The following is a 19,589-nucleotide window of genomic DNA, read 5'->3' as shown; positions in this document are numbered from 1 at the left end:
ATGAGTGGTGTCCAGAATCTGGTCGTTGGTCAGGACGAGGCCGAGCAGCGTCTCGACCGCTGGCTGCGGCGTCAGTTTCCGCAGCTGAGCCAGGGGCGCATCGAGAAGATGTGCCGAAAGGGCGAGCTTCGCATCGATGGCGCCCGGGCCAAGGCGTCGAGCCGTGTCGCGCCCGGCCAGAGCGTACGGGTCCCGCCGCTGCCGGAGGCCGCGCCAGCCGCGCCTCCCGAGCCTGAGCCCGAGACGCATGTCACGAAGGCCGATCGGGAAGCCCTTCGACGCGCCGTGATCTATCGCGACGATCACATGCTGGTCCTCAACAAGCCCGCGGGTCTTGCCGTTCAGGGGGGGACCGGGCAGCACCTTCATCTTGGCGCGATGCTCGACGTGCTGCGGTTCGGACGCGACGACGACCCGCGCCTGGTGCATCGGCTTGATCGCGACACCTCGGGTCTTCTGGTTCTCGCGCGCACGGGCCAGGCGGCGGTGGCGCTCGCGCGTGCGTTCCGCTCGCGTGCCGTCGAAAAGACCTACGTGGCCCTGGTTGCCGGGACCCCGTCGCCCGGGATGGGGACGATCCGCTTCGCGCTGGCCAAGTCTCCGACCGGCGGGAAGGCTGCGCGCATGAAGACGTTGCATCCCGACGAGGTCGACGACGTCGAGGGCGCGCGCCATGCGGTGACCGATTATCGGGTCATCGAGCATGCAGGAAGCCGGGCGGCGTGGGTGGCGCTCAGGCCCGTCACGGGGCGCACACACCAGCTGCGCGCGCACATGGCAGCCATCGGGCACCCGATCGCCGGCGACGGAAAGTATGGTGGCAGCCGGCAGGAGAACCGCGGCGAGGGCTGGGGAGCGGGGTTGGGCCAGGCGCTGAGCCGCAAGCTCCACCTGCACGCGGCGCGTCTCGCGCTGCCGCATCCGGTGAGCGGCAAGCGGATGACGTTCTCCGCGCCGCTGCCGGATCATATGGCGCGCAGCTGGGAGTTTTTTGGCTGGGACTTCGCCGATTTGCCGGATCCCGTTTTTCCCGAGTGACCCGCGGGGCTCTGGTTGCGGCCTGCTGAGCAGGCCAGCCAAGCGCGGTATGCTGCTTCTGGCGCGAGTTGACGGCACCCAAGGCTGCGCATTTCGATCCTGTGCATGGTTGGCGGCACTAGTTTGGTCAGGCGCTAGTGGACGACCAGTTCGGCATGGAGCGCCCCGGCCGCGTGGATCGACTTGAGGATGTCGATCATGTCCCGCGGCCCTACCCCCAGCGCGTTCAGCCCACTCACGAGATCAGCGAGCGTGATGTTTGCCCTGACGACCCCCAGCCGGTTGCCGGCCTGCTCGTCGATCTGGAGGTCCGTCTGCGGCAGGATGATGCTTTCGCCATCCGCGAAGGGGTTCGGCTGGGAGACGACCGGCGCTTCCGTCACACGGATGGTGAGATTGCCTTGGGCAACCGCGACCTGGCTGATGCGAACGTCGGCCCCCAGCACGATCGTTCCCGACCGCTGATCGATCACCACGCGTGCCTTGCGCGAGGGCGTGACCGGCAATCCCTCGATCAGACTGATCAGCCGCGCCGGCGCGAGGCCGGAGCTCCCGACATCGAGCTCGACGGTTCCGCTGTCCTGCATGCGGGCGATGCCACGGCGCATTTGCGCGTTGATCACGCTCTCGATCCGCTCGGCAGTGGTGAAGTCGGGCTCGCGCAGTGCCAGGCGGATGTGATGCATCGTGTCGAAATCGAAGCCGACCTCGCGCTCTACGCGCGCGCCGCCCGGCAGAGACCCGGCCGTCGGGACCCCGATCTGCGTCGATGCGGCCTGGCCCTCGGCCGAAATGCCGCCGGCGAGGATGGGGCCCTGTGCGACCGCATAAATCTCGCCGTCCGCAGCGTTCAGTGGAGTCATGACGAGCGTGCCGCCCAGCAGGCTCTTGGCATCACCGATGGCCGAGACATTGACGTCGATGCGCGACCCGGCACGCGCGAATGGCGGCAGTGTCGCCGTCGCGATGACCGCCGCGACATTGCGCGAGCGAAAGTCCTCGCCGCTGACATTGACACCCAGCCGTTCCAGCAGGTTCTGCAACGCCTCCTCAGTGAAGGGGGCGTTGCGGATGCTGTCGCCGGTTCCGTTCAGGCCGACGATCAGGCCATATCCGACAAGATCGTTACCGCGCACCCCTTCGATCTCGACCAGGTCCTTGATGCGGGATCCTGCGGCCGACAGGGACGGCACGACCAGTACCACGAGCAGAAGCAGGATGAGGCGAGCACGCATTCTGCGGCCTGCCCAGGTTCAGCGCAGGAAGGCGCCGAGCGAGATGCCCGACAGCCTTGCCGTGGTTGCGAAGAGTGTCTCGATCTGCCCTTCGATGGCATTGAAGCGCAAAGCGGCTCCCACCGCATCTCCCCGGCTCAACTCGTCGAGGGCAATGGCGAACCCGGCTTCCTCGACCGCGTTGCGCGCCTTGGTCGTGGCGACCCGCTCCTGGATGGTTCCGACGCGCGCCTCGAGCTGTGCGATATCGCCCGCGCTGGCACGAAGCCCTGCGATCGCGCGCTCGGCCAGGACGTCTGCCTCCGCGCGGTCCAGCGGCAAGCTGCCGTCGAACGCCTTGGCAAGCGCGACGACATGGGCCATCGCCTCGCGGAGTTCGGGCGCGTCGGCGCGGACATCAAGTGAAACGACCTCACCCGCCGAGATGGCCGCGCGCGGCGATGATCCGGTGCCGCCGGTGTAGAGCGATCCGCTGAACACACCGGCGGGATCGCTGAAGCCCGCGAGGAGGCCGTTGTGAGCGAGCGCACCAGTCGGTGCCGCAGCAAGCAGCGCACCGCCGGCGGACAGGAACTCGGCGGCCGCCGCGAGCGGCGTCTTGTCCGGCTCGTCGCCCGAAAAAACGGACCGCCCTCCTGCCGAGAGGTTGAGTGCCGCGACCGCACGTTCCAATGCCGCCCTCGCCGTGTCGGACAGAGCGGATCGCGCTTCGGGCAGATTGCTCGCCATTGCCGTTTCGGCGCTGTTCGCGAGATCCGTCGCGATCTGGCGCAATTCACCAAGGCTTTGCGAGACGATGTCGGCGCGAAGCTCTGTCAGGGCAATGGTCTCGTTGTATGCGGCCAGCCGGTCGATTGCGCCCGACAGCGTCACCGTCTCGGCGACCCGACCAGAGAGCCGCTCGGCCAGGTCGGCGGGGCGCCCGGTGACGGCCTCGCTTTGCGCGTCATCGCCGCGCTCGCGCAGATCCGCGATCACCCGGCTGAGCGTCGTCATCCGCGGCTGCGAGAAAAAGCCCGTCTGGAAACCATTCATTGCTCAGATCCTCGTGAGTTCGTCCAGCATTCTCGCCGCGGCCTGGATCACCTGGGAATTGGCTGCGAACGCTTGTTCGATGCGCAGGAGATGAGCGAGTTCCGCATCTTCGTTGACCGCGCGTTCCCGACCCTCTTGTGCCGCGAGCGTCGTCCGTGCCGCCGAGAGGGCGCCCAACTCGGTTTCGCGGGCGACGCGGGTGCTCGCGGTCAGTTCCATGACGCCGGCGATGCGTCCGTCCAGGCTCAACTGGCCGCTCAGCCCGAGCACGTCCGATGCATCGGTCCGCTCGGCAAAGGCGTCGGAGAGCGCGCGCAGAAGCGTGTCGTTGCCGGACGGCCCCGGGGCTCCCGCACCCAGCCCGTCGCGCAAGCGCGCGGGGTCTCCTCCGGCGTTCGGATCGACCGCAGGATTAAGCGCGATGCGCCCAGAGAGACCGGTCAGGTTTGCCGGGTCGAACGCTGCTCCGGCATCGGTGAACAGCCCGGGCGCACCTGGCGGCGTCGTCGGATCCAGGCCCCCCAGATCGCCGCGCCGGATCAGGTCCATCGCAAGTGCGTCGAGTTTTGCCTGAAACGCAGGGACCTCCGCGTCACGCACGGCAAAAAGGCCGACAAGGCCCCCATCGGTAATCGACTGGGCGCGGCCGCTTCCCGGCGCAATGTCCACGCCTCCGAGCATCAGCCCGGAAAGAGCACCGGTGCCGCCAGCATAGCTCATCTGTGGCGAGATGACCGGCGTCGGCGTGAACTCGAGCAGGTGCGCGCGCGTGTCGACCAGGGTGAGCCCTTGTTCGGTTCTAAGCTCGATCCGGCCATCGTCGTGGCGCGTCTCGCGCACGGGAAGCGCCGCGGCCACGCGATCGATCTGACGCTCGCGTTCATCCTCGAGCGCGCCCGTCTCGCGCCCCGTTGCGGTAAAGACCTGGATCTGGCGATTGAGCCGGGCGATCTCGCCGAGCGCGGTGTTGATCCCCTCGACCTCGGCTGCAATGGCGGCATCGGCGCTGTTCCTGAGATCATTGGCTCGGTCCGAGATGGTCACGAAACTCGCCGCGAGATCAGCCGCCGCGATCGCGGCGGCGCTCTGCCGGGGCGCCGATTCCGGTGTGTCGGCAAGCGCCCCAAGCGCCGTTTCGAAGGACCGGAGACGATCGATCAGGCTTCCAGCCTCGCTGGTCTCGCCCAGAGCCGAGGCGAGTGTCCGCGCCGCGTCCGCGAGCACCTGGCCGCGTGCGGCCTCGGCATCGGCATGGCGCCGCATGGCCGTGAGTTCGGGATCCGTCGCGCGTTCGACCGAGACGACCCGCACGCCGCCGCCCACCCCGCCGGCGACCGAACCGAGCACCGTCGAACGCGCGGCATAGCCATCGGTGAGCTGGTTGGCCAGGTTGTCCGACACGACCTCGAGCATTCGGGAATTCGTGCCGAGCCCGCTGATGGCGCTCTGCAAGGCTGAGGAGATCGACATGGCATTCTCCGCGCTTGTTCAGCGCCTCAGCGCTTGAGGTTTGTGGTTTCCTGCAGCATCTCGTCGACGGTTCGGATCGTGGTGGCGTTCGACGAATAGGCGCGCTGGGTCTGGATGAGGTTCGTCAGCTCCTTGGCGATGTCGACCGTGCTCTGTTGCGAGGAGAAGCCGCTGATCCCGCCGACCGGGCCGGTGTTCGCGTCCCAAAGGAAGGGGCGACCCGATTCGGACGAGATCGTGAACGCCTGATTGTCCACGGCCGTCAGACCATTCGGGTTTGGCACGTCGACCACTGGGATCCGGTACAGGGCCAGCCTTTGCCCCGTATCGTAGACGCCCAAAAGGGTTCCATCGTTGTCGAGCTCGAGGCCGGTGAAGATCCCGGCGCGCGCGCCGTCTGAGGTGACCCCGGTCGGAGTGAAGCTGGCGGCAAGCTGGGTGAGGCCGCCCTCGACCCCCGCGGCCCCGACCACCACGTCGATCGGCCCCGCGCCGGTCGCGATCGTCGCGACCCCGTTCGCGGCCGAGTAGGTCGCGCCGCTCATCACGGTGACGGTATCCACGGCGCCTCGGCCGGCAGGCGAGTCATCGAAGGTGACCGACAGCTCGGCGATCGGGTTAGTGGCGCCAACTGCGCTGTCGTCGAAGCTCACGGTCCAGGTGTTGCTGCTTCCCGACGCCGGAACGATTGGCGTGAAGGTCACGGTAAGCCGGTTCTCGCGCCCGACCCCGTCGTAATAGGGGATCGTTGTGGTGAACGGCGCACCACTCGCGCCCGCGTCCGTCGCGGTCGCTGGCAGGTTCGCCCCCAGCTTGATCAGCGAGGTGGGCTCGGCCGCAATCTGGGCATTGCTCACCCGCACCGGCTCGAGGCTTGTCGGACCATCGCGAACCACCCCGGCGGCTACCTGGCCCGAGGCATCGGTCGGAAAACCGAGCAGTGCGAGGCCCGAACGGGTCACCAGAACACCCTCGTCGTTGAGCGAGAACGACCCGGTGCCGGTCAGCTGGAAGGGCCGCTGGCTCGCCGGCTGATCGACCGCCGTTGCGAGCGTGACGGGAAGCATGCCGCGCCCGGTGATCGCGATGTCGGTGGCGTTGGTCGTCCCGATCGGGGCGCCTGCCGTGGCGACATCGCGGTACGCGGCCGCCTGGACGCCGCCGGCAGAAAAGACGCTGCTCGACCCCGAGACGACGAGCGATGCGAAGTCGACATCGGCGCGGCGGAATCCCGGCGTCGAGGAATTCGCGATGTTGTCGGAAATTACCGCAAGGCGCGTCGAGTTCGCCTGAAGGCCGGCGACCGCGGCGCCGAGGGACGACGAAAGGCTCATGATTCTACCTCGCAACTCATTCTGATCAGGTTGTGTTGTCTCGGCCATACCGTGGCGAGAGTTGAGATCCGGCTAACGGCGCGTCTCGCGCAGCAGGACAACCGCGATGCGCCTGTTCTGCGCCGCCGACGGGTCAACGTCGAAGGGATCGGTGTCGGCCATGCCGCTCACCCGAGCGATCCGCGACCGAGCAAGCCCGAGCGTCGCCATCAGGCGCCGCGCGGCATTGGCGCGATCGGTGCTCAGCTCCCAGTTCGTGTATGCACCGCCGCCGCCGTAGGGCAGGGAGTCGGTGTGACCAACAATGGCAATGTCATTCGTCGTTTCCTCGACCAGCGGGACGAGGATGCTCAGCAGGGTGCGCAGCACGGCGCTGGGCTCGGACGAACCGGCTGGAAAGAGCGGGCGCTCGGACAGATCGACGATCTCGATGACAAGGCCCTCGGGCGTTACCCTCAGCCGGAAATGGCGGCGTATGGTCGGGTCATCGATCGCTTCGAGCGCCGCTTCGATCTGGCGCTCAAGTTCTTCCTCGGCCCGGGCGTCGTGAAGGGGGCGGGTGGGCTCGGGCGTTCGCGCCGCGAGGTCGTCGGACTGTGGTGCCTGCGACTGCTCGTGTGTCGGCCCGACTTCGGAGGCGCCATCAGGATCGGCCGAAGGATCGTTCGGACGCCGCCTGACGCCGTGATCCTTCATCGCCGCAAGACTGCTGGTGCTGAAAATGCTGTCACCTGACAGCATGCCCGTGCCGCCCGCCGAGGTCCGGCTGATCGGCAGGGTCGGATCGAAGTAGTCGGCGATTCCCTTGCGCTGTTCCTCGGAAGTCGCGTTCAGAAGCCACATCAGCAGGAAGAAGGCCATCATCGCCGTAACGAAATCGGCGTAGGCGACCTTCCATGCGCCGCCGTGATGCGCTGTCTCGCGCTTGATCGACCTGCGAATGATGAGTGGCTGCGCCGTCTCGCGATTGGACACTGATCCCTCCGGACTTTGCCGCGAGTTTGGCGCCGATCCCTTAGCGGGCCGTTAGTCGTCAGGGTTAACCGCATGGCAATCGCCGCCGTGCGAGACCCTCGGGAGAGAGCTTCCGGCACCATTCGTCGGTCGCATCGAGCTGGAGCGGGGACCGGGCAAGAGATGGCGGCACGAATCGAGGATCAGGTCAGCGTCCTGTCGCGCAAGTTGCGTGGGCCGAAAATGCGGCTTGGCGGGTTTCCGCCGATGGAACCACTCTGCTCGACCTTCGCGTCGATCGCTTCGATGCGTACCCGCGAGGCATTGCAACGGGAGATCGACGTGTCCTTATACGGATACGAGGTCATGCGGCACGGGGACTATCTGAAGGGCCTTCATGCGCCGTCTGCGATCTATGTTCTCAACTTCCCGGCGACCCAGGGGGCGGGACTGGTAAAGGCGCACCCGCGGCTTCTGGGAAAGCTGCTCGACATCTACCTCGGCGGCGACGGCAGCTTCGAGGAGGCGAATTTCGCGCGGGCGCTGACCTCGATCGACCTTGCTCTCTACGGACGCTTCGTCGAACTCGTTGCGCGCTGCTTCGACGAGGCGGTGAGGGAGCTTTGTGGTGCATCGGCGCTCGGCGTGGCGCGGCCGACCCGTTTCGAGCAGGCGCCCGGCACGGTACGGATCGCTCCGGACGCGTCCGACATGTTCCTGATCAAGCTCAATTTTCACGTCGGTGACGACAAGCTTGGGGCAGGGCTCGATTTCGTGCTGCCCGCCGCGACGCTCGAACCCCTGAAGGGCGCAATGATCGCGGCCCAGCGCGAATCCGACCCGGCTCAGGGCCTCTGGGCGGATCAGATGATGTCGCAGGTGCTGGCAATGCCGCTCAGCATGTGCGCGTCGATTTCGCTGGGCCGGTTCTCGCTTTCCGAGATAAGCGGCTTCCGCGAGGGCAATGTGCTGGAGCTTCCAGCCGGGGGGCTCGAGCACGTCGCGTTGCGCGCCGCCACCAGCGACGGGCCGGTAACGCTCTGCACGGGCAAGCTCGGTGCATGCGATCGGCAGAAGGCGATTCGGTTGTCCGGGCCGCCCGACGCGCGCTTTCTCGCCCCATTGCGGCGCGCTATGGAGGCACGCGAGCCCGCCGAGTGACGCGGTCTGCTTAGCGCACTTTGCGCCGCCGCCGGGGGCGGGCATACTCTCGGAGATCGGTGGACTCGGCGAGGGTAGATCATGCTGAAGGGCGCATTGCGCAGGCGCGCGGGAGCGATCGCGGTGGTGACGGCGTGCCTTGCGGTGGCACCGGCAGGCCTTGCCGGGGCAGAGCCCGCGAAGGTGCTTTTCGGTGCGGCATCAACGCCGAGTGCCGAGCCGCCGGCGCCGATCGGCGGCTATGCAGCGGGCTGCATCGGCGGCGCGGTCGAGCTGGCCGAAACCGGGCCAGGCTGGCAGGCGATGCGGCTCAGCCGGAACCGCAACTGGGGGCATCCCGAAGCGATCGCCTTCATCGAGCGGCTTTCGCACAGCGCGCGCGCAAATGGCTGGGCGGGGCTCTATATCGGCGACATCAGTCAACCGCGCGGGGGGCCGATGGTGTCGGGTCACCGCTCGCATCAGATCGGGCTCGACATCGATATCTGGCTGCGTCCCGCCAAGACCCTTGAACTTGCCCGGGCGGATCGCGAGCAGCTTTCGTCGATCAACGTGGTGCGGAGCGACCGGCGCGGCGTCACGGGCGACTGGACCCGGCAGCATCATAACATCCTGCGGGCAGCAGCGACCGACCCCGCCGTGGCGAGGATCTTCGTGAACGCCGCTATCAAGCAGGCTCTGTGCGACGCGGAGCCGGCCGATGCGGATCGTGACTGGCTTGCCCGGATCAGGCCCTGGTGGGGACATGACGCGCATTTCCACGTCCGCCTCGCCTGCCCGAATGGCGCCGGGGAATGCCAACCCCAGGATCCGGTTCCGGCGGGAGATGGCTGCGGCGACGAACTGGCCTGGTGGTTCTCGGACGAGGCTCTGAACCCGAAGCCGTCGGACAAGCCGACACGCCCGCGCGAGATCACCCTTGCCGACCTTCCGCAGGCATGCAGCGCCGTAATTGCGCGATGACGTCCTGGCGCATGCGCGCAGCCTGCCTCGTCCTCGCGCTCGTTCTCCTCACTATTCCCGGTCCGGGTCGCTCCGGAGGCCCACGCGCGGTCGAGATCCATGCCGAGCCGACGAGCGTGGTCGCCGATCGGCTTGACGGGCTGGTGCTGTCGGGGGCTTGGGAATTGACGGGAAACTTGCGCCGCTTCGGCGGGTTCTCCGGCCTGATTGTCGATGACGGTTCGCTGATTGCCGTCAGCGACCGTGGCGTCATGGTCACGGCACGATTTGCGCGCTCCGGATCCGACCTCTCGTTCAGCGATGGCCGGCTCGTTCGCCTGAAGGAGTCAGATGGAACCGACCCCGGGAACGAAGGGGGTGACGCCGAGGCGCTCACGCGCCTCGATGGCCAGATCTACGCGGCCTTCGAGCGCGACCACCGGATCGCGCCGTTGACACCCGACGGGGTGATGGGCGCCCCGATCACGGTGCCCGATTTCGAGCGGCTTCCGTCCAACGGTGGCATCGAGGCGCTCGCGGCAACCAGTGGGGTGCTGCTTGCGATGCCCGAGGTCTCCCGTGGTGGGCGCACGCCCCTCTATGTGCTTGATCCGGGCGGCCGCTTCATCGCGCGTGGGGCTATCGACACTCCACGCCCGCATGTCGTCACCGATGCCGCGGTGGGGCCCGACGGGATGCTCTATGTCACCCTCAGGGATTTCTCGCTGTTCACGGGGTTCAGCATTCGGGTCCGCCGGCACCGGCTGGCTGGTACGCCGCCGCTTCCCGTGGACGGAGCAGGCGACACCCTCGCGAGCTTTGGCGCCGGCACGGGGATCGACAATATCGAGGCAGTCGCGCTTTGGACCGATGGCGAGGGCGTTTTGCGCCTGTGGCTCCTGTCGGACGACAACTTCAACATTTTCCAGCGGACGCTGCTTCTCGAATTCGTGGTCACGCGCTGAGCGCTGCCCGCGCGCGTCACTCGGTGATGCCGAGTGCGCTCTTCACATGCGCCCATCCTTCCTCGGCGGTGTCGACGAAGTGGAAGAGGTCGAGATCTTCGGGCGCGATGGTCCCTGCATCGACCAGCGCCTGCCAGTTCACGATGTCGTCCCAGAAATCCGAGCCGAAGAGCAGCACGGGCAGGGGGCGCATGCGCTGGGTCTGGATCAGCGTCAGGGTCTCGAACAGCTCATCCAGCGTGCCGTAGCCTCCGGGGAAGACGGCGATCGCGCGCGCCCGCATCAGGAAATGCATCTTGCGGATGCCGAAATAGTGGAAATTGAAGCTCAGCTCGGGCGTCACGTAGTGATTGGGCTCCTGCTCATGCGGGAGGACGATGTTGAAGCCCATGCTGGGCGCGCCCGCTTCGTGCGCGCCGCGGTTGCCGGCCTCCATGACACCGGGGCCACCGCCGGTGACGACCACAAGCTCGCCGCCCCCGCGCCGGACGCACTCGCCGCCAACGAGCCGCGCGAAGTCCTGCGCCTCCTGGTAGAAGCGCTTGAGCCATTCCCGCTTGGGCGGCACCGCGTCACCGGGGCGCGGCACCCGCGCGCCGCCGAACAGGACCACGGTCGAGGTGATGCCCAGATCCCCCATCGCCAGCTCGGGCTTGAGGAGCTCCAGCTGCAGCCGCACCGGGCGCAGCTCGTCACGCCCCAGGAAGTCGGGGTCGGCGAAGGCGAGACGAAATGCCGGAGAGAGCGCCTGCGGGGTGCTGGCGACATGTCCTGCGCGGCTCTTGTCCTCGTCGGCCGAGGGAAAGACGCGCTGCGACGGGGTGGTCTTTCTCATGCTTTCCGCCTGACTTGCCTCGATGGATGGGCCGCCTCGGCGGGCAACCATTTTCCCACCTTCTAGATGGTTCCGGCATTCGCTGCATCCCCCTTCACGATCGATTTGCCCGGAATCCCGCGCGATCGCACGTGTAAGGGCGGCCGCGCGGATGACCATTGCCCGCACCCTCGGTCTTGCCTATAGCCTCTCCCGGACGACGCCCGCCGCGATGAAGGAGACGACGATGAGCCGTGCCGACCTCGAAGCCACCATCGATGCTGCCTGGGAGGCGCGCGCCGACGTGACCCCGGCCACCACGGGAGCCGTGCGCGACGCGGTCGAGAGCGCGCTGAGCCTGATGGACAAGGGTGAGCTTCGCGTCGCCGAGAAGCACCCCCGCGGCCACTGGGTGGTCAATCAATGGGCGAAGAAGGCCGTGCTCCTGAGCTTCCGCCTCAACGACATGGCGCCGATCGAGGGTGGCCCCGGGGGATCGACATGGTGGGACAAGGTACCCTCGAAGTTCGCCGGCTGGGGGGACAACCAGTGGCGCGACGCGGGCTTTCGGGCCGTTCCGCACTGCGTCGTGCGCCGCTCGGCATTCATCGCGCCCGGCGTGGTCCTCATGCCGTCCTTCGTCAATCTCGGCGCCTATGTCGATGAAGGCACGATGATCGATACCTGGGCCACCGTCGGGTCCTGCGCACAGATCGGCAAGCACTGCCACATCTCCGGCGGCGCCGGCATCGGCGGCGTGCTCGAGCCCTTGCAGGCGGGCCCCGTCATCATCGAGGACAACTGCTTCGTCGGCGCGCGCTCGGAAGTGGCCGAGGGCGTTATCGTGCGCGAGGGGTCGGTCCTCTCGATGGGCGTCTTCCTCGGGGCCTCGACCAAGATCATCGACCGCACCACCGGCGAGACCTTCATCGGAGAGGTGCCTCCCTATTCCGTGGTCGTTCCCGGCACGATGCCGGGCAAGGCGATGCCCGACGGAACCCCGGGGCCGGGCCTCTACTGTGCGGTGATCGTCAAGCGTGTCGACGAGCGCACACGGTCCAAGACCTCGATCAACGAGTTGCTGCGTGACTGACGCGCCCGAGCCCAAGCCCGCCAAGCCCAAGGCGCCCGAGCAGGTCTACATCCTGGTCGTGGAAGTCGGCCGGGTCGCGGGCGACGGCCTTCCCGAGGGTGCAACGGGCGCGGCCCTGATGTGCTACGCCTCGGGGAGGACCGAGCGCAACGCGGTCGACGAAACGGTTCGCGTGCTGAAAGAGGCGGGCCTGTCGCCGCTCGAGGTGGAAAGCTATGGCACGCGCGATGCGCCAGACGGGTTCGTTCCGGGGCCGGACGACCTCGACCTGATGGATCGCGCCCTTGCCGAGAATGCCGTGATCGTGGCTCAGGTGACGACCTTTACCGAGTGACCCTCAACCGCCCGGCACCGCGTTCGGCCCAGGGGCGGGCCAGCGCGCGAGCCATCGGCGAGAAAGCAACGCGCTCAGCTTCCAGATGGCGACTGAAAGCGCGATCCCGGCAAGCCCGTCCACCAGGTAGTGCCAGCCGAGATGGACCGAGGCCACAAGCATCACCAGGGTGAAGACGCCCATCGCGGCACCGAGCCACCGCGCGAGCCTGAAGCAGAACAGCGTCACCGTCATCGAGATGCACAGATGCATCGACGGAAAGGCCGAGATCCCGGTCGGGGGGTGGTTGGGGTCCGCATAGCCCTGCCAGAGCGCCTCCTGCACGTTCAACGCGAAGATCTCCATCACGTCGCCCTGCGCATGCAGGCGTGCCATCAGCGGCTCGAAATCCGCGATGCCGAAGAGGCGGTCCATGTAGACCGGCCCCGCGGAAGAGAACAGGATCGCGGCAACCGAGCCCGCAAGGATCCAGTTGAGAAAGAACGCGGTGAGAAAGGTCATCCGCAGGATGCTCGACAGCCGCATCACGCTGGCAGCGACATAGGTGATCAGCATGATGAAGAACCACGCCGAATAGCACAGGTCGAATACCTTCGTTGCCACGGCCGACGGGAGCAACGCATGGCTGAAGACCCATGGATCGGTGCCAAGGAACAACGATCGGTCGAGGCTCGCAAACAGGGGATCCCACGAGAACGGCACGATGTCGGGGATGGATTGCTTCACCGCGAGGAAGAGCGGTTGGAACGCGATGAAGAGCGTGAGCGCCGGCAACAATCGCAGGGCAATGATCTCGAGAAAGGGCGTGCGTCGGATCCAACGCCAGACGCGCTTGAACGGCCTCTCGCCCGTGTCAGTCAGCGCAAGCGCGACCGTGCCATAGAGCGCTCCCGCCACGACGAACAGCGGAAGGATGGTCTGAACGACGGTAAGGATGTTGGAGGTCTTAATCCCAACTTGCCCGACGACGGAGCCGAGGGAAAGCTTGGCAAGGACGCCATAGCTCAGAACGAAGGCTGCGGGCAGCGCCAGGCTGCGCAGGACTGCTCCGGCCGGATGTGCCAGACCATCGCGCACCCCGGGTCGCGTTCCTGTGATCCGGCTAAGGTGGTTCTCGGCCATATCGAACTGCCCTGCCACTTTTCACGAGCCGGTTCTTTCCTTTAAACCCGGTCACTGAGGCAAAACCATGACGCGCCGGCCTCCCGGCACCCTTCAACCCGCCGCCCGCGTCCGGGGCGCAGGAGATCCCGCAGATGAGCAACTGTCCCGATCCGGTCGATCTGACCGCCGCGCTGATCCGCTGTCCGTCGGTTACGCCGGCCGAAGGCGGTGCGATCTCGCTGCTCGAGAGTGTCCTCACGCCTCTCGGCTTCGCCTGCACGCGGGTCAGTCGCGGCGGCGTCGAGAACCTCTACGCACGCTGGGGACAGAGCGCGCCGGTCTTTGCCTTCGCGGGCCACACGGATGTTGTGCCCGTCGGGGACCAGGCTGCGTGGAGTGCCGATCCCTTCGGTGCCGAGATCCGCGACGGGATCATCTACGGCCGGGGCGCAACCGACATGAAATCGGGCGTGGCAGCCTTTGTCGCGGCCGCCGCCCGGATGGTCAGCGAAACGCCGCCCGACGGGTCGATCTCTCTGCTGATCACCGGTGACGAGGAAGGGGACGCCACCGACGGCACCGTCGCGATCCTCGACTGGATGGCCCAGTCGGGCGAGACGGCGGATTTCTGCATCGTCGGCGAGCCAACCTCGGTGGCCCGCCTCGGGGATGTGGTGAAGATCGGCCGGCGCGGATCGATGACGGGATACCTGCGCATCGCCGGACAGCAGGGACACAGCGCCTATCCCGAGCGCGCCGTGAACCCTCTGCCGGTCCTCGCACGGGTGTGCGCGCGGCTGGCCGATACGCCCCTCGATTTCGGGTCGGCGCATTTCCAGGCATCCACCTTGGCGCTGACCTCGATCGACGTGGGCAACCCGGCGAACAACGTGATCCCGGCCGAGGGCAGGGCGGTGTTCAACATCCGGTTCAACGACCTGCACAACTCGGACAGCGTGAAGGTCTGGGTCGAGGAGATATTGACCGACGAGGTCAAGAATACCGGCACCACGGCCGAGATCGAATGGAAGGTGTCGGGTGAGAGCTTCCTCACCGAACCCGGTGGCAATGTCGATCTGGTGAGCGAAGTGCTGACCCGCGCGACGCTCGAGCGTCCGATGCTCACCACAGGTGGGGGAACCTCGGATGCGCGCTTCATCAAGGCGCTCTGCCCGGTCGTCGAGTTCGGGCTGGTCGGCGACACGATGCACCAGGTCGACGAGCGCGTGCCTGTGGCCGATATCGCCAAGCTCTCGGAGCTTTATCTCGCGATCCTGCGGCGCTTCTTCAATCTCGGCTAGGCTGGCCGAAACAGCCTCCTGAAAATGCGAGCGCCGCCGGTCAAGCCAGACCGGCGGCGCTGCATTTCGGAAGGTTTCGGCGCGTCAGGCGGCTTTCGCCTCGAGCATCGCGTCGACTTTCGCCGCGGCGTTGGCGTGGTCGAGGCGCTCGACCGCTGCCACCTCACGGGTAAGCCGCTCGAGGGCGGCCTCATAGAGCTGGCGCTCCGAATAGGACTGTTCGGGCTGGTCGCCCGCGCGATACAGGTCACGGACCACCTCGGCGATCGAGATCAGATCGCCCGAGTTGATCTTCTGCTCATACTCCTGAGCACGCCGGGACCACATGGCCCGCTTGACCTTGGCGCGGCCCTTCAGCGTGGCCAGCGCCTTGGCGACGAGATCGGGGCTCGAGAGCGAGCGCATCCCGATCGACGTCGCCTTCGCGGTCGGCACGCGAAGGGTCATCTTGTCCTTTTCGAACGAGATGACGAAAAGCTCCATCCGCATACCGGCAATCTCCTGCTCTTCGATCGAGAGGATTTTGCCGACGCCATGTGCGGGGTAGACGACGTAGTCGTTCGCACGAAAAGCGTTCGCGGTCTCGCTAGACTTCTTGGACATGAGTTCTCCGGTCTTCATGGAGCCATGACGCGGGGGGGACGCGTCAGGGCAAAAGAAGGGCGCCACCAGGTCACTCCCCAAGGTGGTGCTGAAAGTCAAAGAAACAGTCGCACCAACAACCACTCCGATAGATGGCGCGTCCTAGCCTCTGCGACAAATATGTAACAAAAAATCGCCCGATTCTCCAGAGCCTGAGTGCATAGCGGCTCTGTGATTCACGCAACACACGGGAACAATGCATGAATCCAAGGTCATATTCGCGCGATCAGAACTGCTGACCGCGCGAATATGCCTGTCCGCAGCCCGGTGAACTTCGCGAATCCTGTCAGTCGCCAGTGCCGGGCGCCTCTGAGAAGAACTTTTCATACTTGCCCGATTCGCCATCAAATTCCTCGGCGTCGGGCAGCGGGTCCTTCTTCTGGGTGATGTTCGGCCAGGCCTCGGCGTACTGTTTGTTGACCTCGAGCCATTTCTCGAGGCCGGACTCGGTATCCGGCCGGATCGCGTCGGCTGGGCATTCAGGCTCGCAGACGCCGCAGTCGATGCACTCGTCGGGATGAATGACGAGCATGTTCTCACCCTCGTAGAAACAGTCGACCGGGCAGACCTCGACGCAGTCGGTGTACTTGCACTTGATGCAGTTGTCGGTGACCACATACGTCATCGAGGTCGGCTCCTGTATGGCTCAGTCGGCTCGGTCGGCTGTCGTGCAGCCCGCTATGTCCGAGTCTTTCGGTTGCGTTCTAGGCGCGCCGCCTGCGCGCTTCAAGATCCGTTGCGTCGCAGCATGTCGATTTCCCGACGCTCGCGCTTTGTCGGCCTGCCGCTTCCCTGGGGTCGCTCGCCGGGGGTGTGGTCGGCCTGAGTCTTGGGCGGCGTGTCCGCGGCCGGATCGAGATCGGTGTAGAGCGTGGCCGCCTCGACCGCGGGGCCGCGTCGGACGCCGGTCGCCTCGACCCGAATGACGCGGATGCGCGAGCCCTGGGGAAACGTCAGGACATCGCCGGGTTTCACCAGCTGAGCCGCTTTCGAGCAATGGTCTCCGTTGATCCGCAGCTTTCCCGACGCCGCAAGTTCGGCGGCCAGGCCCCGCGAACGCATGAAACGGGCGTACCAGAGCCACTTGTCGATGCGCTGCCGCGCATCCGCAGGTGCCCTCGCGTCGCCCGACGCCATGCCTCAGGGCTTCTTGAGCTGCTGCAGGATCGCGAAGGGGTTGTCGGGGTCGATTGGCTTGTCCTCGCGCCGCGGCCGCGGCGGCGCCGCCGAGTTGCGCGCCTCCTCGCCGCGCTGCGGGCGCTTGCCGCCGGGCCCTCCGCCGGGCTTTCCTTTCCGGCCCTTGCCCTGACCTGCGCCGCGAGGTTTGCCTCCGCGAGAGCCGTCGACACCGTCGGCCTGCTGTTCGTCCTTGCCGCCGCTCTGGGCGCCACGCCCGGCGCCGTCGCGCGCGTGCTGGTGTCCGTGGCCACCCCGGCCGGGACGCTGACGCGGGCGCAAGGTGAAGGTGTAGAAGATCTCGACTTCGGGCGTCGCTTCTGCGCTGGCCGCCTCGGCTGCATCGACGATTGTCTCGGCGGTGGCCTCGGCAGGCTCGGCGGCGGTCTCGTCTGCCACGGCAGCCGGCTCGGGGGCGGCGGTCGCCTCGCTGGCCTCGTCCGCCGGGGCTTGGGCCTCGACCGGGGAGGCTTCCTCGGGCCCGGTCGCGACAGGTTCGCCGTCGGCTGCCACGTCTTCCTGCTCGGCCGCCGCCGCCGGTGCCGGGGCATCCTGCGTCCGAACGGGTTTCGGCCGCTCGCCCCGCTCGGCCTGGAAGTTCAGGCCCTTCATGATCTCGGCGAACTGTTCGAGCGTGCAGCCGGTGATCGACAGCATGTCTGCGGTCGCCTCGAACCCGGCGCGTGCATCCATCGGCCGGATCATGTCGGCGAGCCGCTCGAGCATGTCGATGCGCACGGCTCGCGGCCCGCAGACGCGATAACCCGCCTTCTCGTAATAGCCTTGCGGCATTCCAGGGGCGACCGCGACGGTGACATATCCTGCGGGCGGAGCCGAGGGGAAGTCGTCCAGGCCTTCCCACAGGCTCCACAGGATGAGACGCATCCGTGTCGGAGCCGGCTTGAGCAGGGCAGGCATGAAGATGTTGTGCTGGCCGAAGCGCACGCCATGCTTGCGCAGGCTTGCCCGCTCCTCCTGGCCAAGGCCGCGGATGTCGTCCGCCATGATGCGGCGGGGCTGGATCCCGAGGCCTTCGGCCAGTTGGAACGCCACGCCGCGTGCAAGGCCGGTGACGGTCTCGTCCGCCTGCATCGCGAGCATGGGCTCGAACAGCGCATTGATCCTGCGCGAGAGCCAATGCGTCAGTCGCCGCTCGACCTTCTCGGCGACGGGTGCCTCGACCATGTCGTCGATGAAGACGCGGACCTTGGGCGAGAGCACCGAGTCGCCCTTCTCGAGGCGTCCGACGGCCTGGTCTCCCCACATCAGCCCGCCTTGTTCGGTGACGTCGATCTCGGTGTCCGGGCTCAGATAAAGCTTGTCGGCGCGGCGCGCGAACTCGCTCTGCAGCGCAGAGATCGATGCCGACTGCAGGGTTCGCAGCTCGTCGCCCGTGGCCGTCTGGTCCACGGTGAAACGGAATCCGTCGAGGCGGCCGATGAACTCTCCCTCGACCGTGACTTCGCCCTTGTCGTTCACCTCGGCCACGAGCCGCTCCTTCTGCTTAAGCCGGCGCATAAGTACCGAGGTGCGCCGGTCCACGAATCTCTGCGTCAGCCTTTGGTGCAGGGCATCCGAGAGGCGGTCCTCGACCGCCCGCGTCGCCTCGCGCCACTCGGCCGGATCCTCCAGCCAGTTGCCGCGGTTCGCGACATACGTCCAGGTCCGGATGAACGCCAGCCTCTTCGAGAGCGCGTCGATATCCCCGTCGACCCGGTCGATGCGCCGCACCTGACCCGAAATCCAGTCCGAGGGTATAACGCCTCTGCCCGACAGCAGGAACCTGTAAATCCGTCCCAGCAGCCCGGCGTGGTCGCCGCCGCTCGTCTTCCGGAAATCCGGGATCTGGCAGACATCCCACAACAGCCTCACCCGATCGGGCCGATCCGCGAGGCGTGCGGTCTCGGGATCCGCCTCGATCAGGCGAAGCGCGCTCAGGTCGTCGGCGTCGCGCGCACGGGTGAGGTCTTGCCTGCGCGGATTGACTTCGAGGCTGGTCACGAGCCGCGCAATGGTCCCAAAGTCGAGCGCGTGGTTGCGCCACATCAGCCGGTCGACCGGCCGGAACTCGTGGTTCTCGATCGCCTCCACGATCTCGGGCGAAAGCTCGCGTGCCTCGGCGGTGACGCCGAAGGTCCCGTCGGCCATGTGCCGACCGGCGCGCCCTGCGATCTGTGCCAGTTCGTTCGGCTCGAGGCCCCTGTGACGATGACCGTCGAACTTGGCAAGGCCCGCGAAGGCCACATGGTCGACATCCATGTTCAGGCCCATGCCGATCGCGTCGGTGGCCACCAGGTAATCGACATCGCCGTTCTGGTAGAGCGCGACCTGCGCGTTGCGCGTGCGCGGGCTCAGAGCACCCAGCACGACGGCCGCACCGCCGCGCTGCCGTCGGATCAACTCGGCGATCGCATAGACCTGATCGGCCGAGAAAGCGACGACCGCGGTCCGGGGCTTGAGGCGCGAGATCTTTCGCGCACCCGCGTAGCTCAGGGTCGAGAAGCGCTCACGGCCCATGAAACGCGCACCCGGCACGAGCCCGGCGATGCGGCCGCGCATGGTGTCCGAGCCCATGAACAGCGTCTCGTAGCGGCCGCGGGCGCGGAGCAGCCTGTCGGTGAAGACGTGGCCGCGATCGGGGTCGGCGCAGAGCTGGATCTCGTCGACTGCGACGAAGTCGGTGCCAAGATCGAGCGGCATCGCCTCGACGGTGCAGACGTGGTAGCGCGCGGTTGGCGGCGCGATCTTCTCCTCGCCGGTCAGCAAGGCGACGGCTCCCGGGCCGCGAAGGGCAACGATCCGGTCGTAGACCTCGCGCGCCAGCAACCGCAGCGGCAGACCGATCACACCATCGGCGCGCGACAGCATGCGCTCGATGGCGTAATGCGTCTTGCCGGTATTGGTGGGGCCCAGGATGGCCGTCACCGTCCGGCCGTCCGGCTCGTGCCCGATCTGGTTCATCCGCCCGCTCCTTGCACGCGCCGGGATGCA

At 67.0% G+C, this 19,589-nt stretch carries 18 protein-coding genes; 7 read left to right on the top strand and 11 right to left on the bottom strand.

Annotated features, from left to right (window positions below; genetic code table 11):
- Positions 1-1,038, top strand: coding sequence for an RluA family pseudouridine synthase (locus tag H0I76_RS18390; protein WP_200613386.1), 1,038 nt, complete (start codon positions 1-3; stop codon positions 1,036-1,038).
- A 134-nt stretch (positions 1,039-1,172) separates the two neighbouring features.
- Here H0I76_RS18390 and H0I76_RS18385 read toward each other — a convergent pair whose 3' ends face one another.
- The 5 genes from H0I76_RS18385 to H0I76_RS18365 all read right to left on the bottom strand — a co-directional run bounded on the left by H0I76_RS18385 (position 1,173) and on the right by H0I76_RS18365 (position 7,087).
- A complete protein-coding gene (locus tag H0I76_RS18385) occupies positions 1,173-2,273 on the bottom strand; it encodes a flagellar basal body P-ring protein FlgI (RefSeq protein WP_200613384.1) in 1,101 nt (366 codons plus the stop codon).
- A gap of 18 nt (positions 2,274-2,291) precedes the next feature.
- The gene (locus H0I76_RS18380) at positions 2,292-3,308 is read right to left on the bottom strand and encodes a hypothetical protein (RefSeq protein WP_200613381.1); all 1,017 of its coding nucleotides are present in this window, start codon (positions 3,306-3,308) and stop codon (positions 2,292-2,294) included.
- Positions 3,309-3,311: 3 nt separating this feature from the next.
- Positions 3,312-4,778, bottom strand: a complete 1,467-nt coding sequence (gene flgK / locus H0I76_RS18375; protein WP_200613378.1) for a flagellar hook-associated protein FlgK — start codon at positions 4,776-4,778, stop codon at positions 3,312-3,314.
- 26 nt (positions 4,779-4,804) lie between these two features.
- Complete coding sequence (locus H0I76_RS18370) at positions 4,805-6,112, bottom strand: flagellar hook protein FlgE (protein ID WP_200613375.1); 1,308 nt, start codon at positions 6,110-6,112, stop codon at positions 4,805-4,807.
- 72 nt (positions 6,113-6,184) lie between these two features.
- Entirely contained in the window at positions 6,185-7,087 is a 903-nt protein-coding gene (locus tag H0I76_RS18365; RefSeq protein WP_200613372.1) for a flagellar motor protein MotB, read from the bottom strand.
- Positions 7,088-7,159: 72 nt separating this feature from the next.
- Here H0I76_RS18365 and H0I76_RS18360 point away from each other — a divergent pair, with 72 nt between their 5' ends.
- The 3 genes from H0I76_RS18360 (at position 7,160) to H0I76_RS18350 (ending at position 10,134) form a co-directional block, all read left to right on the top strand.
- Positions 7,160-8,227 carry a flagellar motor switch protein FliM gene (locus tag H0I76_RS18360; protein ID WP_325166484.1) on the top strand — a complete coding sequence of 356 codons (1,068 nt, stop codon included), beginning with the start codon at positions 7,160-7,162 and terminating at the stop codon, positions 8,225-8,227.
- A gap of 81 nt (positions 8,228-8,308) precedes the next feature.
- Positions 8,309-9,190 carry a penicillin-insensitive murein endopeptidase gene (mepA, locus tag H0I76_RS18355; RefSeq protein WP_200613368.1) on the top strand — a complete coding sequence of 294 codons (882 nt, stop codon included), beginning with the start codon at positions 8,309-8,311 and terminating at the stop codon, positions 9,188-9,190.
- Positions 9,187-10,134 (top strand): esterase-like activity of phytase family protein, encoded by a 948-nt coding sequence (locus H0I76_RS18350; protein WP_200613366.1) that lies wholly within the window; start codon positions 9,187-9,189, stop codon positions 10,132-10,134. The genes mepA and H0I76_RS18350 overlap by 4 nt, the downstream gene beginning before the upstream one ends.
- 16 nt (positions 10,135-10,150) lie before the next feature.
- Here the strand turns inward: H0I76_RS18350 and H0I76_RS18345 are convergent, their stop codons facing one another.
- Entirely contained in the window at positions 10,151-10,969 is an 819-nt protein-coding gene (locus H0I76_RS18345; RefSeq protein ID WP_200613364.1) for an LOG family protein, read from the bottom strand.
- A gap of 226 nt (positions 10,970-11,195) precedes the next feature.
- Between H0I76_RS18345 and dapD the strand changes: the two genes are divergently transcribed.
- Both dapD and H0I76_RS18335 read left to right on the top strand, forming a co-directional pair.
- Positions 11,196-12,041, top strand: a complete 846-nt coding sequence (gene dapD, locus H0I76_RS18340; RefSeq protein ID WP_200613490.1) for a 2,3,4,5-tetrahydropyridine-2,6-dicarboxylate N-succinyltransferase — start codon at positions 11,196-11,198, stop codon at positions 12,039-12,041.
- Entirely contained in the window at positions 12,034-12,375 is a 342-nt protein-coding gene (locus tag H0I76_RS18335; protein WP_200613362.1) for a hypothetical protein, read from the top strand. Before dapD ends, H0I76_RS18335 begins: the two co-directional genes overlap by 8 nt.
- Positions 12,376-12,378: 3 nt before the next feature.
- Here the strand turns inward: H0I76_RS18335 and H0I76_RS18330 are convergent, their stop codons facing one another.
- Entirely contained in the window at positions 12,379-13,452 is a 1,074-nt protein-coding gene (locus H0I76_RS18330) for a phosphatase PAP2 family protein (protein ID WP_200613360.1), read from the bottom strand.
- Positions 13,453-13,631: 179 nt separating this feature from the next.
- Between H0I76_RS18330 and dapE the strand changes: the two genes are divergently transcribed.
- Positions 13,632-14,780, top strand: a complete 1,149-nt coding sequence (gene dapE / locus H0I76_RS18325) for a succinyl-diaminopimelate desuccinylase (RefSeq protein WP_200613358.1) — start codon at positions 13,632-13,634, stop codon at positions 14,778-14,780.
- A gap of 84 nt (positions 14,781-14,864) precedes the next feature.
- Here the strand turns inward: dapE and H0I76_RS18320 are convergent, their stop codons facing one another.
- The 4 genes from H0I76_RS18320 to H0I76_RS18305 form a co-directional block, all read right to left on the bottom strand.
- Positions 14,865-15,383, bottom strand: a complete 519-nt coding sequence (locus tag H0I76_RS18320; protein ID WP_200613355.1) for a CarD family transcriptional regulator — start codon at positions 15,381-15,383, stop codon at positions 14,865-14,867.
- A gap of 325 nt (positions 15,384-15,708) precedes the next feature.
- Entirely contained in the window at positions 15,709-16,047 is a 339-nt protein-coding gene (gene fdxA / locus H0I76_RS18315; RefSeq protein ID WP_200613352.1) for a ferredoxin FdxA, read from the bottom strand.
- A 101-nt stretch (positions 16,048-16,148) separates the two neighbouring features.
- Entirely contained in the window at positions 16,149-16,559 is a 411-nt protein-coding gene (locus H0I76_RS18310) for an RNA-binding S4 domain-containing protein (protein WP_200613350.1), read from the bottom strand.
- Positions 16,560-16,562: 3 nt separating this feature from the next.
- On the bottom strand, positions 16,563-19,559 hold the full coding sequence (locus tag H0I76_RS18305; protein ID WP_200613348.1) for a helicase-related protein: 2,997 nt from the start codon (positions 19,557-19,559) through the stop codon (positions 16,563-16,565).
- Positions 19,560-19,589: the final 30 nt, after the last annotated feature.

It is taken from the genome of Thermohalobaculum xanthum (assembly GCF_016623495.1).
GTDB classification, from domain to species: domain Bacteria; phylum Pseudomonadota; class Alphaproteobacteria; order Rhodobacterales; family Rhodobacteraceae; genus Thermohalobaculum; species Thermohalobaculum xanthum.
Note: the sequence above shows the minus strand (reverse complement) of the source record. Positions and strands in the feature narration are given on the sequence as shown.